This is a genomic window from Mediterraneibacter sp. NSJ-151 (assembly GCF_022487435.1).
Lineage (GTDB): Bacteria > Bacillota > Clostridia > Lachnospirales > Lachnospiraceae > Schaedlerella > Schaedlerella hominis.
This window is the reverse complement of record NZ_JAKVPP010000014.1, coordinates 80073-94345: the sequence shown is the minus strand read 5'-3', so window position 1 is coordinate 94345 and position 14273 is coordinate 80073. Positions and strand designations below refer to the sequence as shown.

Annotated in this window: 12 protein-coding genes; 10 read left to right on the top strand and 2 right to left on the bottom strand. The window is 35.2% G+C overall.

The window, feature by feature from the left end:
* The first annotated feature begins 119 nt into the window (after window positions 1–119).
* Window positions 120–1019 (top strand): hypothetical protein, encoded by a 900-nt coding sequence (locus LQE94_RS13300; protein WP_118737967.1) that lies wholly within the window; start codon window positions 120–122, stop codon window positions 1017–1019.
* A 53-nt stretch (window positions 1020–1072) separates the two neighbouring features.
* Window positions 1073–1351: a MerR family transcriptional regulator gene (locus LQE94_RS16550; RefSeq protein WP_442920073.1), complete on the top strand. Its 279-nt coding sequence runs from the start codon at window positions 1073–1075 to the stop codon at window positions 1349–1351.
* Here the strand turns inward: LQE94_RS16550 and LQE94_RS13290 are convergent.
* Window positions 1286–2131, bottom strand: a complete 846-nt coding sequence (locus tag LQE94_RS13290) for a YitT family protein (RefSeq protein ID WP_118737966.1) — start codon at window positions 2129–2131, stop codon at window positions 1286–1288. The genes LQE94_RS16550 and LQE94_RS13290 overlap by 66 nt on opposite strands.
* A 235-nt stretch (window positions 2132–2366) precedes the next feature.
* On the opposite strand from LQE94_RS13290, the gene LQE94_RS13285 reads away from it, so the two are divergent.
* The 4 genes from LQE94_RS13285 (at window position 2367) to LQE94_RS13270 (ending at window position 6927) form a co-directional block, all read left to right on the top strand.
* Window positions 2367–3329 carry a leucine-rich repeat domain-containing protein gene (locus tag LQE94_RS13285; RefSeq protein WP_118737978.1) on the top strand — a complete coding sequence of 321 codons (963 nt, stop codon included), beginning with the start codon at window positions 2367–2369 and terminating at the stop codon, window positions 3327–3329.
* A 17-nt stretch (window positions 3330–3346) separates the two neighbouring features.
* On the top strand, window positions 3347–4675 hold the full coding sequence (locus LQE94_RS13280) for a vWA domain-containing protein (protein ID WP_330638954.1): 1329 nt from the start codon (window positions 3347–3349) through the stop codon (window positions 4673–4675).
* Between the two features lie 76 nt (window positions 4676–4751).
* Complete coding sequence (locus LQE94_RS13275; RefSeq protein WP_118737964.1) at window positions 4752–6275, top strand: ATP-binding protein; 1524 nt, start codon at window positions 4752–4754, stop codon at window positions 6273–6275.
* A 16-nt stretch (window positions 6276–6291) separates the two neighbouring features.
* Window positions 6292–6927, top strand: a complete 636-nt coding sequence (locus LQE94_RS13270; RefSeq protein WP_118737963.1) for a lactate utilization protein — start codon at window positions 6292–6294, stop codon at window positions 6925–6927.
* 94 nt (window positions 6928–7021) lie between these two features.
* Here the strand turns inward: LQE94_RS13270 and LQE94_RS13265 are convergent, their stop codons facing one another.
* On the bottom strand, window positions 7022–7480 hold the full coding sequence (locus LQE94_RS13265; protein ID WP_118737962.1) for a very short patch repair endonuclease: 459 nt from the start codon (window positions 7478–7480) through the stop codon (window positions 7022–7024).
* A gap of 181 nt (window positions 7481–7661) precedes the next feature.
* On the opposite strand from LQE94_RS13265, the gene dcm reads away from it, so the two are divergent.
* Genes dcm through LQE94_RS13245 form a run of 4 tightly spaced genes read left to right on the top strand, consistent with a single transcriptional unit; the run spans window position 7662 to window position 14245 of the window.
* The gene (dcm, locus tag LQE94_RS13260) at window positions 7662–8894 is read left to right on the top strand and encodes a DNA (cytosine-5-)-methyltransferase (protein ID WP_240577911.1); all 1233 of its coding nucleotides are present in this window, start codon (window positions 7662–7664) and stop codon (window positions 8892–8894) included.
* Window positions 8895–9776: an Eco47II family restriction endonuclease gene (locus LQE94_RS13255; protein ID WP_118737961.1), complete on the top strand. Its 882-nt coding sequence runs from the start codon at window positions 8895–8897 to the stop codon at window positions 9774–9776. It begins immediately after the preceding gene.
* 22 nt (window positions 9777–9798) lie between these two features.
* Window positions 9799–12966, top strand: coding sequence for an AAA domain-containing protein (locus LQE94_RS13250; protein ID WP_118737960.1), 3168 nt, complete (start codon window positions 9799–9801; stop codon window positions 12964–12966).
* Window positions 12911–14245, top strand: coding sequence for a hypothetical protein (locus tag LQE94_RS13245; RefSeq protein ID WP_240577910.1), 1335 nt, complete (start codon window positions 12911–12913; stop codon window positions 14243–14245). Before LQE94_RS13250 ends, LQE94_RS13245 begins: the two co-directional genes overlap by 56 nt.
* The last annotated feature ends 28 nt before the right edge of the window (window positions 14246–14273 follow it).

Sequence of the window (14273 nt, the reverse complement as noted above, 5' to 3'; positions counted from 1 at the left end):
AAAAAATGGAAACTTTGAGTGAACAGTAACAATTTGAAAATTAATATATTATATTATATATTCTAAGTAGTAAGTGGAATATAGATTTCGCAGATAAATTGAAAGAGAGGAAGAATGTTATGAAAGAGCTTATATTATCTCAGCAATATGCGTTACTTGCGTTAAACGGACAGGAGAGCCTTCATCCAAGCGTGGCAAAAAATGCGGTGCTGCGTGCGGTTGCTGCGGCACAGGTGTTGGAAACAGAGTTGGGGAGAGATATAAATTCATTTTCAGAATTTTCTGCAGCATTACAGAAAGCAGTGCAGATAGCAAAGACTTTGAAGAAAAAAGAAACATCTCAGATTGAGCAAGAAGTGGTAAATGCTCTGAAAGCAGAAGAACTTTTAAAGGAAGTTCCGGATCTTCTGGGATGTGATATGGATTATGATACATCAGGTGTTGAACTGAAGGCATATCTTAGTGATGAGATAAGTTATGTTAGAATAAAAGAAGGCCTTCGTGCAGAGATTTTAGAGGATGGTCCAATTAGTTTGGAATATGCAGTCTTATTATGGCTTCTTCGTGAGAGTGGTTGTATTCATGATTTGTTTTCTGTATCAGAGCAGAGTCGTGTAGAAGAGCGTATGACAGAGGCTGCCACGCAGGATGAGCAGTATCGTACACTATGGGAAGCAGAGTTCCACAGTATTTTCGAAGGAGTTATGAATCGTTTTATAAAGACAAAGAGTAAGTTGTTCAAGAATCCATATTTAGAAGGTGTAAATCTTGCGTTCCCTTATCTTGACAGAAGGAAATCTGTATTTATAGATATGGTTATTTGGGGGACAAATGTAGCAGACAGAAGGGCTGCGGCAGTAGAATATCTGAGTAAAAAAGGATTTACAGTAGAAGAAATAAGAATAGGCAGTGAGACATTGCTGAAAATAGGAAATATATATTATCGTATATTCCCGATGACAAAAACGGCGTATAAAGTACCGATTCAGGGAGTTAATCTGGTACCGGCATACTGGTAGTAAGAAAAGGGTATTGACATAACAAGTATGTGAATAGTGGAAAAGGTGAGCAGATGTCAAGACAGAGAAGTATGGAAGTAATAGAACAGGCGGAATATGTGACAATCGGAGAACTTGTGCGGCTTACGGCAGTACGCTACAGTACTTTGAAGTTCTATACGGAGGAAGGTATGCTGCCTTTTGAGCAGGCAGAGAGAACGCCTATCTTAAAAGAGAACCAGTCCGACTCAAAATTTAAGTTGAGTCGGGCTGGTTCTCTTTTTACTTTACACACTATGAAATCCCTTACCGATAATCTCACTTGTATTCGATATCAAGATAAATGCTGTTGACTGATTCTCCTTGATATAGTTACGAAGTTTAATTGCCTGAGGGCGGTTGAGTGCAGTGAAGATAATATATTTTTCATTTCCGGTAAATGCACCCTGGGCATCTACAACAGTTGCGCTGCGGTTTAGCTCATTTACAATGAAATCACAAATAGGTTGTGGATCATCGCATACAACATTAAAATATTTCGAAAGATTAAAGCTTTCAATAAAGTTGTCGATCATGAAAGAACGAACGGCAAGTCCGAGGAAGGAGTACAGTCCGGTTTTGATGTCAAATACAAAGCATCCGGCAATTGTGATCAGAATGTCGGATACGAGCAATGCTTTTCCGATATCGAAACTGCTGTATTTTTTAATAATCATAGCAATGATATCCGTCCCGCCACTTGATGAGCCGATATTAAAAAGAATGGCAGAGCCAAGTGCAGGGAGTGCGATTGCAAAGCAAAGTTCTAACATCGTCTGGTCTGTCAGAGGATGGGTCATTGGACAGACACGTTCTAAGACAGAAAGTGCAACAGAAAGCAGAATACTGCAGTAGGCAGTTTTTGCTGCAAATTTTTTACCCAGTACAAAAAATCCAAGTAACAGCAACAGCATATTCATGATAAATGAAAAATCACTGGCGGATATTTTCCCGGTTTTGGCAACCAGTACGGCAAGACCGGTGATACCACCAAAAGTAAAATTGTTTGTAAATTTGAAAAAATAAGTTCCAACTGCCATAATGAGTGTGCTGACAGTCAGTAAAGTAAAGTGTTTTAGCTTACTTATATTCATATGAATCCTCCTGAAATTTGCTTATGTTACCTATAAGAATTCAAAAGAAAATTCTTTTAATTACTGTTTATAAAATGCCATGTGAACAGTAATTTTTTTCCATATACCAACCGAATTGTAACGCGAGGATATTTATTTGTCAACGCAAAATAAAATCGTACAGATAAAAGTGCAGAAAAAGAAAAAAATTTTATGCTATAATAAGAAAAGTGAAAAATTTCGAGGGTGTAAAAGTATGAAAATAGAGTATCGAATTCAAAAAGATTATATAGAAATTGTCCGTTGCTATGGAGTGGATTCCTGCGTAACGCTTCCGGCACAAATTGACGGATATCCGGTAAAAAAAGTAGCTGCATACACATTTTCGGCGAGAAAATCACAGGAAGATGCGGATGTGCTTACATATGAAAGTGAAGACGGTCTTCTGCTGGAAGAAAATAATAAATTGCTTGCGGGAGTAGATGTGGAGAAAGTTATCTTTCCAGAGACTGTTGAAGAAATCGGTAATTATATCTTTTATGGCTGTAAGGAATTGCGATATCTGGAATTTTCCAATACATTAATGAGTATAGGCAGTGGAGCATTTACCGGATGTGGCAAATTGAGTGGATTGAAAGTGCATATGAAGCGGGGGGAGAAATCTTGTGTAAAAGAGATTCTTGGAGATTTGTGGCAGCGGATAGATGTTACTTTTATATATGAAGAAGCAGGGAAAGAGGCAAGATTAGTATTCCCGGAACATTATGAGGAAGCGGTGGAAAATACACCGGCAAGAATTTTGTTTACACAACATCATGGAACGGGCAATAATTATCGACAGTGTTTCTATAATAAGGAAATGGATTATCGAAAATATGATGAGTTGTTTGTTTTGGCAAAAGCACAGGATAAACAAGAAGTATTGGTCGATATGGTGTTTAACAGGTTAGAATATCCGTATGATTTGACAGATAAAAACAAAGATGAGTATAAAGATTATATGTTGGAACATTTTGCAAAGTGGTCAGAGATTTTAGTGGAGCAAGATGCGATTGAACGATTGCAATTTTTGAGTAAACAAAATCTTTGGAGCCGGGAGATGTTGGACATAGCTATTATGGAAGCCTCTGAAAAAAAGAGGGGAGAAACATTAAGCTTTCTTATGAACGAAAAACAGAGCTTGTATCCGGAGCGGAAGAAGAAAACGTTTGAATTATAAAAGAGGAGGGGATGCAGATGGACAATCAAGGATTAGGAACACTGGATGCGACCGGTGAACTTGCTGAACAATTAGAGCGAATCGGGACACAAATTTTGAATGCATCCCGTGCAGAATTATATTTCGGTATGCGTTTTTTGGATGTGGCTTTAAGCAGTTTTGATTATCAGATGAATACGGAGGTTGCACCATTTGGAACGGACGGAAGAAGTATCTTTTATCATCCGCAATTATTGGGTGGAATGTACCGAAGAAATCGAATTCAGGTTAATCGGGGATATTTGCATATGGTATATCATTGCATTTTTCGTCATATCGTAAAACCTGTAAATGGAAATGTGTGGGAGCTAAGCTGTGATATTGCGGTAGAACATCTGGTGGATGCCAATTATCACAGATCGGTGAGGGCGTCTAAGAGTTTGCTGCGGCGTGAAACATATAGGCGGTTGGAGCAGGAAGCAAATGGAAAAGTGCTGAATGCGGAACGTATTTTCAAGATTCTGCAAAGCTGGAATCTCGGAGAAAAGGAATGGGAGAAATTAGAACAGGAATTTTATGTGGACGATCATCGATATTGGGAGAGTCAGAAACCAAACCGACAGCCAGATCCAATATTGAATCAGAAGTGGCAGGACATCAATGAACAAATGGAAACAGATTTGGAGACATTTTCTAAAGAAGCATCACAAGAAAATGGTGATTTCATTGGACAGATAAAAATAGAGAATAGAGAACGGCATGACTACAAATCATTTCTTAGAAAGTTTTCTGTGTTTAGGGAAGAAATGGGAATCGACCCGGATTCTTTTGATTATAATTTTTATAGTTATGGATTATCATTATATGGAAACATGCCTTTGATAGAACCGCAGGAAACAAAAGAAGTAAAGAAAATAGAAGAGTTTGCGATTGTTATAGATACTTCCATGTCGTGCTCCGGTGAACTGGTACAAAAATTTCTGGAGGAGACTTATAGTGTTCTGAAGGAAAATGAAAGTTTTTTTAAGAAAATAAATGTGCATATTATTCAGTGTGATGAGCAGGTGCATTCTGACTGTAAGATTACAAGCGAAGAGAAATTAAAAGAATACATGGAACATATGGAATTGTATGGTCAGGGAGGGACAGACTTTCGTCCGGCATTTGAATATGTGGAGCAGCTGGTCAGGGAAAAGGAGTTTCATGACTTGCGTGGATTGATATATTTTACAGATGGGTACGGCATTTATCCAAATAGAATGCCGCCATTTAAAACAGCATTTGTTTTTATGCAGGAAGATTATACAGATGTAGATGTTCCTGTGTGGGCAATCAAACTAATATTAAGTGAGGATGAATTAGGATAAATTTCTATCGTATCGGCAGTTACATTGGCTGATTTGATAGAAATAAAGTAAGAGGAAGTATAGAAGGGAACATAAAATGGATATAAAGCGTGCGAAACAGGAAATCAAAGATTCTATAGAGGCGTATTTGACGAAGGATGAGTTTGGAGCATATCGGATTCCGGCTATCCGTCAAAGACCGGTACTTCTGATGGGACCTCCTGGGATTGGTAAAACACAGATTATGGAACAAATTGCAAAGGAATGTAAAATTGGTTTGGTTGCATATACAATTACGCACCATACAAGACAAAGTGCAGTCGGATTACCATTTATCAAAGAAAAAATATATGGCGGACAGACTTATTCGGTAACAGAATATACGATGAGCGAGATTATTGCGTCAGTGTATGAGAAAATCGAACAGACGGGAATCAAAGAAGGAATTCTGTTTATTGATGAGATTAACTGTGTGTCAGAAACACTGGCACCGACAATGCTTCAATTTTTACAAGGAAAAACGTTTGGAAATCAGAAAATTCCGCAAGGCTGGATTATTGTGGCAGCAGGAAATCCACCGGAGTACAACAAGTCAGTTAGAGAATTTGACATCGTTACATTAGACCGAATTAAAAAAATTAATGTAGAGGCAAATTTGGATGTATGGAAAGAATATGCGTATAAACAGGGTATTCATCCGGCAGTGATATCATATCTGGAGCTGCGTAAACAGAATTTTTACCGGATTGAGACAACAGTAGACGGCAAAGCATTTGCTACGGCGAGAGGCTGGGAAGATTTGTCACAGCTTATACAGACTTACGAAGTGCTTGGAAAAACAATAGACAGGGATGTCATTGCCCAGTATATCCAGCATAAAATGATTGCAAAAGATTTTGCAAATTACCTGGAACTCTTCTATAAATATAGGAAAGATTATGGAGTGGAAGATATTCTGGAAGGAAAATGGAATACTGCAACGTTACAGAAAATCAAGGCGGCTCCGTTTGATGAGCATTTGAGTGTAGTGAGTCTGTTAAATGGTAAAGCAAGTGAAATGTTCCAGAAAAGTTTCCTGGAGGATGCATATGTTTCAAAAGTATACGAATATTTATTGATTTATAAAGAAAATCTGGAATCTATGCGCCCAGAAGATATCTGGCATCAGGCAGAACGCGATTATCAGGAACAGATACGAAAAGAATTATTGAGCCATACAGAAGAAATTGTAATGAAAAAGGCGGTTTCGGCACTGGAAAAATTTGCAAAACAAAGCCAGAATAATATTTTGGAAAATAATAGCGAAGAACAATTTGAACAAGTAAAAGAAATGTTCGGAGAGCTTGTACAGAACCGTGAAAATCTGATAGAATTGACTTCAGAGATGCTGACGCATATTTTTGATTTTATGGAGGCTGCATTTGGAGAGAGTCAGGAAATGGTTGTACTGATCACGGAATTGAATGCCAACAGTTATGCGGTGTGGTTTATTAAAGAAAATGGCTGTGACCAGTATTATCGGTATAATAAAGGGCTGCTGTTTGATGAGCGTCAGCAGGCAATTGTGCAAGATATGGATGCAGTAGAGACATTATTAAACAAGCAAGGGGCAATCAGCTAGGAAGGAGCAATCGAAGATGAATGTAAGAGAAATGAGAAATGAAGTATTAGCTAACCGGGTAGTGAAAAATTTGGAATCCCGTAATATGGAAGCATATTTCGTGAAAACAAAAGAAGAAGCATTAAAAAAAGCATTGGAGCTGATTCCAGAGGGAAGCTCAATCAGCTGGGGAGGAACCGTTTCAGCTAAGGAGATTGGCTTGTTAGATGCTGTACATGAAGGAAATTATGAAGTATATGACAGGGAAGAAGCCCAGACACCGGAGCTGAAAAATGAAATTGCTCATAAAGCTCTGGACTGTGACTTTTTTATAGGAAGTACAAATGCATTGGCAGAAAATGGCGTGATGGTTAATATAGATGGAAATGCAAACCGTGTGGCAGCGTTTGCTTTTGGCCCTAAAAATGTACTTTTGATCGTAGGTATGAATAAGGTTGTAAAATCTGAAGAAGATGCTATGGGCAGAGCTAGAAATGAGGCGGCACCAATCAATGCACAGAGATTCGGACTTGATACGCCATGTTCTAAAAATGGAATGTGCTATGATTGCAAATCACCGGATTGCATTTGCTGTCAGATTTTGATCACGAGATATTCCAGAGCGGCGAAGAGAATCAAGGTGATTCTGGTGGACGAGAACCTTGGGTTTTAAATGGTGGAACGGCAAGGCATTTGTGATAATAGAAAGATAACAAAATATAGCGTTTTGGCTTCTTAATACCGACAGTCATTTGCATAAGTTGCATTTATTCTTCAGATATATCATAGTCAGTGGCTGTATCAGAAAATTTTGTATCCCAAATGGCTTCTTCAATGGCCTGTAAACATTCATCTGTATGTTTGGAAATGTCTTGCCCCCAGAAGTGAAGGACAGTATAGCCTAGAAATAGAAGTTTTTTATCGTTTTCATAATCACGATTACGATTTCGCTCAATTTTTTTGATCCAAAAGTCTGAATTCTTACCCTTTTCAAGACGAAGCTTGAGAATTTCCCAATCCTTTCCGTGAAAAAATTCACTATCGCAAAAAATAGCAATTTTATATTTGGTAAGAACAATGTCAGGAGAACCAGGGAGAGCTTTATAATTTTTGCGATAGCGATAACCTTTGTGCCATAGAGCTTTTCGGAGCAATAGTTCTATGGAAGTATCTTTACTGTGAATCTTACGCATATTGTTTGAAATAGTAGCGGAATCACGCGACATATAGGTACCTTCTTTCTGCCTGAACTGATGAGGATATATTATCAAAAAACAGGAGAAATAGCAAACGGGTTAAGAAACATACAAGAGGAAATCTAACGATATGGTGAGAAAACGGCTTGTTGCTAATTGTGGGATATGATAAAATATGAGTTGTACTATTTTTGATTTTGGAGGAATTTTAATGGCGATTTGTTATGACAAATTATGGAAATTACTGATAGATAAAAAAATGAACCGCACAGAATTGAAGGAAGCGTCAGGAATAAGTTTTAATGTATTAGCTCGATTAGGAAAGAATGAGCCAGTTTCATTTGAATCAATAGAAAAAATATGTTTTACATTAAATTGCAAGATAGAGGATGTTGTAGAGATACAAAAAGAAGAACCACTACAAATCGATAGTGATGCATTTACAACCATAGAACTGTTTGCTGGAGCTGGCGGTTTGGCTTTAGGGATAGAAAAAGCTGGATTTGAACCATTGGGACTAATAGAGTTTGATAAAGATGCTGCAGAATCTTTGAAAACCAATAGGCAGAACTGGAGAGTTATTCATGATGATATAGCTAATATATCTTGTTTAGATTTGGAAGATTATTTTGGTATAAAAAAGGGAGAACTGGATTTATTATCAGGAGGGGCACCATGTCAGGCTTTTTCTTATGCTGGAAAAAGATTAGGACTTGAAGATGCAAGAGGAACGCTTTTTTACCACTATGCAACTTTTTTACAGAAATTACAGCCAAAGATGTTTTTATTTGAAAATGTACGAGGATTGTTGACTCATGATAAGGGAAGAACATATGCAACGATAACAAATATTTTTGAACAGGCGGGATATACCATTCAGAAAAAAGTTTTAAATGCGTGGGATTTTGGTGTACCGCAGAAAAGAGAGAGACTAATCACTGTTGGAATTAGAAATGATTTAGTGGGAAAAGTTTCATTCTCATTTCCAAAAGAACATGATTATAAGCCTGTTTTGAGAGATGTTTTATTGGATTGCCCAGAAGGACCAGGAGTACCATACGGAGAAAATAAAAGGAAAATATTTGAATTAGTTCCACCTGGAGGATATTGGAGAGATATTGATCCGGAGATTGCAAAAGCGTATATGAAAAGTTGCTGGGATATGGAAGGTGGAAGAACAGGAATTCTTAGGAGAATGAGCCTGGATGAACCGTCATTGACGGTATTGACTTCACCGTCTCAGAAGCAAACAGAAAGATGTCATCCATTGGAAGCAAGACCGTTTACGGTACGTGAGAATGCAAGATGTCAAACATTTCCAGATGAATGGCAATTTTGTGGAAGTGTTCAATCTCAGTATAAACAGGTTGGAAATGCTGTTCCTGTCAATTTAGCATATGAAATTGGGTTAGAGATACATAAATCATTAGAGGGGGTAAAATAAATGGCGTGGAATTTAGATTTCATATCAGAAGAAGATTTTAAGAAGCATGTGCGTGCAACGATTATGAAATATGGAGAAAAACTGGAATCGTATGATTTGAAGCGGTTCAATAGTAACCTGATTGATCCGATCAAGCTGATTTTTGATAAATCGGTGTATCGTACAAGCTGGGAAGAAATTGTAAATAATGAAATTTTTCGACAGAGAGATAAGTCTAATAATAATGATATAGGATATTTTCACCAGAATATATTTTCGTATTTCAAAGGTTGCGAAGTCCCACAGGCAGGGTGGGATGTTATTTACAAAAATCCAGATGGAATACAAATGCCAGATGGAGATATTGTACATACAATATATGTGGAAATGAAAAACAAACACAATACTATGAATTCTGCATCTTCTGCAAAAACATATATAAAGATGCAGGGACAGATTCTGGAAGATGATGATTGTGCTTGCTTGTTAGTAGAAGCAATTGCTAAGAAGTCACAAAATATAAAATGGTCAACAAAAGTTGATGGGAAAAATGTACAACATAGATTGATTCGACGTGTGAGTATGGATCAGTTTTATGCAATTCTCACTGGTGAAGAAGATGCATTTTATAAGATGTGTATGGCATTGCCGGAGGTAATCAATTCTGTTGTAAATGAAGAAGGCGGTGTTGAAGTACCACACGATACGGTTATTGATGAATTGAGAAAAGTGGCATCATTATATGGTAATGAAAACGACGAGCTGTCTATGGCAATGGCTGTATATATGCTAGGGTTCAATACGTATATGGGATTTGGAGATGGAATCCGTGGAGAATTAGGAGAAGATAAAGACGGAATGCTGAAACGGATTTATGAATATGTGAGAAAAATGCAGAAATAAAAGCATATCTCGGAGGTGAAAGATGGAGAAGGTAATGAATGAAAAAATTATTATGAACTATGAAGTGGTGGAACTATTACACAAATCTTCTTCATGGGGAAATATCGTATTTAAAGTAAAACCGCAAAATAAAGAAAAGTTGTATGTGCTTAAGTGTTTTCCGAAGATTGAAAATGGTTTGCAAAAACTAATTTTTAAAAGAGAGATTGAAGCCTTACGAACATTGAATGTTTGTGAAGGAATAGTAAAGTTAAGAGATAGCAGTACAGAGTTATATCCTTTTAAGGAGAATGAATGCTATGGTGGCATTCTTATGGATTATGTTCCGGGTGAAACTTTAGACCATATAAATTGGAATAAATATACGCAACTAAAAAAGTATGAAATATGTCTTCAGATTTTAAGAGCAGTAAATAACGCTCATTCGAATAATGTGATTCATAGAGATTTGAAACCTTCAAATATAATTTATGATAAATATGCAGATAAGGTTACGTTAATTGATTTTGGAACAAGTAAAATAAAAACAGTTATGGATTCCGAAACTACTATGCCATTATATTCAGAAGGTTATTCTGCACCAGAACTTATATTGGGTAAAAATATCACAGAAAAATGTGATTACTATTCAATAGGAATAATAATGAGTGAAGTTTTATTATCACAAAAAAATGGAAGTGATATTAATAGTAGAATTGAGGAGTGGACTGGAAGAAAAGAGATAAAAGATATTCTATTATCATTAGTTCAAGAAAAACCTGAAAATAGACCAGAGTCACTGGAAAATGTAATTGTGGTTTTGGAGCAGTTAATAGGAAATCTTAATACATCAAGTTGTAGCTATAGTATTGCAATTGATTCTAGAAAGCTGGTTCAATTAAAAAGGAATTCTATTGTTGAGGAAAGTATGACAATGGTACAGTTTACTAATTCATTTCTCAAAAATGAATTTAAACAATCCTATGGTTATTATGATGTAAAAGATCAGCAGTATGTAATTACTGGTGAAAGAATGATTATGAAGTGTGGATATGATGAAAATGAGCAGAAAATGTATGTAACATATGTTGGAAAAATTACTGCTGATAGAAGAAATATAAATATTAAAAGAAGCTTTAGAATTGTTGGACAAATGTCCTTTGTATTAAATAGCAGAGATAATGGGTATGATCCACAAGACAATCACCAACTGGTTGTTATGTTTAAAAACCATCAAGATGATAATAAACAATATCAATTGCAAGAAGAAAAGTTTGAAAATTTGTTTGGTGGTTGGGAAATTGGTCTTACAGAGGCTGTTGAAACAGAAAAAGGAAAATCTGCGATTATAAAATATGATAAATATGAGATTAATGGTAGTCAACTGATTTTCAATCTGATTGATTGCGAGAAAAAATCAATTGATGAATTGATGCCACCAACTAGATTTGTTGTAGAAAGCCAAGGATCAAAAGGAGTTATTTATACAGAGGTAGGAAATTTTGAAGAAGTTGTATGTGATGATGATTCGGTAAAAATTGTCTTATCGTTAACAAAAGGGAGATTGAAACCAACAGTAAGACAATTATTGAATAAAAATACACCACTTCTTGAAGATTTTCGTGCGAAAACTATGGCTTATAAACGACAATTTAGAGCAATTTTTGATTTGAACAAAGATGAATATTCTGCTAGAAGTTTAAAAGACATTATCTTATGTTTGGATGAACCAGAGGAAATAAAGACAATCTCACAGCCTAGTTTTATTTCAAAAGTATTAAATCAATCACAGAAACAAGCTGTGATGAAGGCTCTAAATACGGAAAATATATGTTTAATCCAAGGACCGCCTGGGACAGGTAAGACATCTGTTATAAAGGAAATAGTTGGGCAAATTATAAAAAGGGATATAAAGATGACGGACAGTCCTAAAATACTTATTGTTTCGCAGTCGCATACGGCAGTTGATAATATTTTAGAAGGATTGGGGAAAGTTATTGATAATCCATTGGAGATAATAAGAATTGGTGCGGAAAAGAATATTTCTGAAGAAATTGCGACAAAATACACAATTGCTGCACATAGAGAGCAATTGGTTTCCGAAATAAAAAATAATGTTCAGCAATATGTAAAGCAAAAAAATGATTTGATGAATACTATAACCGATAAAAACGAGGCGAAAAAATGGGAAGAAGTTAAGAAAATACAGGAAGATTGGATAAATAGATTAGTAGATCAGAACAGTTTAGATTATCAAATGATCCGAAGTGCAGTGGTTATTGCGGGAACATGTGTTGGATTTTTGTCTAATGAAGTAATAAAAGATATGTCATTTGATTATGTAATTATTGATGAGGCTGCTAAAGCAACAACACCAGAATTACTGGTATCGATTATTAAAGCAAAAAAGATTATATTAGTAGGCGATCAAAATCAGTTGCCGGCATATGCAGATGCAGAGGTATCACCAACATTGGCTAAATTGACTAAAAATCCAGACTATAGATTATTTGATATTTTATACAATTCGTTGCCAGATACACATAAACAAATTTTGACCACTCAGTATAGAATGATTGAAAATATAGGAAATCTGATAAGCAAAGTATTTTACAGAGGAATTATTGATACAGGATGTAATGACGATGAAAAACGACATGGATTGAGCAGGTATGTTGGAAAATCAATAGTGTGGTTTGATACTTCTGCAAATAAGAAAAAATCACAGAAAGGAACAAAAGGTGGTTCATATATAAATGAAGAAGAAAAAAGAATTATCTTAGAAATATTAGATGATTTAAAAAGTACTGGAGAATTGAAGGGGCTAGATATAGGGATTATTACAGGGTATAGCGGTCAGAAAGAATTATTGCGAAAATCTATTAAAGCTACAGGACTTGACAAAATAGCATCAAAAATTGATATTAATACTTTAGATGCATTTCAGGGAAGAGAAAATGATATTATAATTTATAGCACTGTAAGAACAAGAGATTCTATTGGATTTCAAAAGGAGAAGGAACGAGTTAATGTAGCTTTTTCTAGAGCAAAAAAATTATTAATTGTGTGTGGAGATAAAAATTTCTTTTACAATTTTGACGATCAGGATAATAAATTTGTTGAAATAATAGATTATATCTCTGAAGGAGAAGAATGTGAAATTATACAATGCGATGGAGGAAAGTTATTTGAAAGAGAATCTAATTCATAAATGGGTAACAAACATTGTTAGGCAAAATGATGGATATGAATTTTTGTTTGATGATGAAGTATATTTACCAGTTTATAAATATGCACTAAAAATTACAAAAAGAAAAACTGTAAAGCTAAATCTGGTAGAGGAAAAAGTTTTACAGATTGTTTCAATAGGCGTTCACCAAGTGGATGAGATTGCGAAAATTTTAGGAATTACTAGGCCGTTATTGGATGTTACTCTCGCAGATTTGCACGTAAAAGATTTAATATCTATATCATCTGATATTTGCTCGTTATTAAAAAAAGGTGAGCAAGCCCTAAGCAATTTAGAAAGAGTTGAGAAACAGCAAGATATTATGAAAGATATCTATATGGATTCTTTTAAAGGAAAAATATTAGATGATATTACTAGATATCAAGTTGTTGAAAAGGGGATAATTGATGATAACAAACTAGAACCACTTGTTCAGGCAGAAGATATGAAGGTTATAGTTAGTAGATTTGAGGATATTCAAGAAATTTTTCAAGATGAATATTCTGCAATACGAATTGCCGATGGGATAAGAACTGAAACACAGGAACTTTTGACAATAGATGGAATTGAAAGCGTATATGTAGTATTTATAAAGATTCCATTGCAGGTTTTTGTAAGCACAAATGGTTGGGATATAGACATTGTAGCAGCAAAAAAGAAATACAATGAGTTATTGTTAGAATATAAAGATGAAATTATTAGGCAAATAAATAACAAGAAAGTATTACGGGCTCATTGGAAAAAGAAGACGATACAAGAGCCATATAATGGAGAATATCTAAAGGAAGTTGAAGGATTAGTAGAGACAATAAGGTCTGCTGATTATAGAAGAAAAAAGAAACAAAAAGAAATAGATGAACTTCAAATGAAAATATTTTCATCAAGGAAATTGTTAAATGGAGAGGCGAAGATTTTATTGGATTATCTTGCCGAGAATGCACAACAAGTTGAGTTAAGTGTAGATAATGTTGATGATTGGGCATATGATAAAAATTTTGTGGGGAAATTATCATATTATATTGGTAAAGCAACTTTGAAAATCAAATATCAAGGTAGTAATAATATTGGAAAGGCAATTGAAAGGATAAAAAGAGGGCATAATGTTGCCGAATATAAAAAATGTAATCATGGGTATTTTTTTTGCTTGAAATATGATGATAATTATGAGGTTTATGGAGTACCTAATGAACGAACTGTTATAAATAGTCATACAACCTGTATAAAGATGGATTATTATTTGCGAAATTTGAGAATTGAATAATGTGTGATAACACCATGATAACAAAATC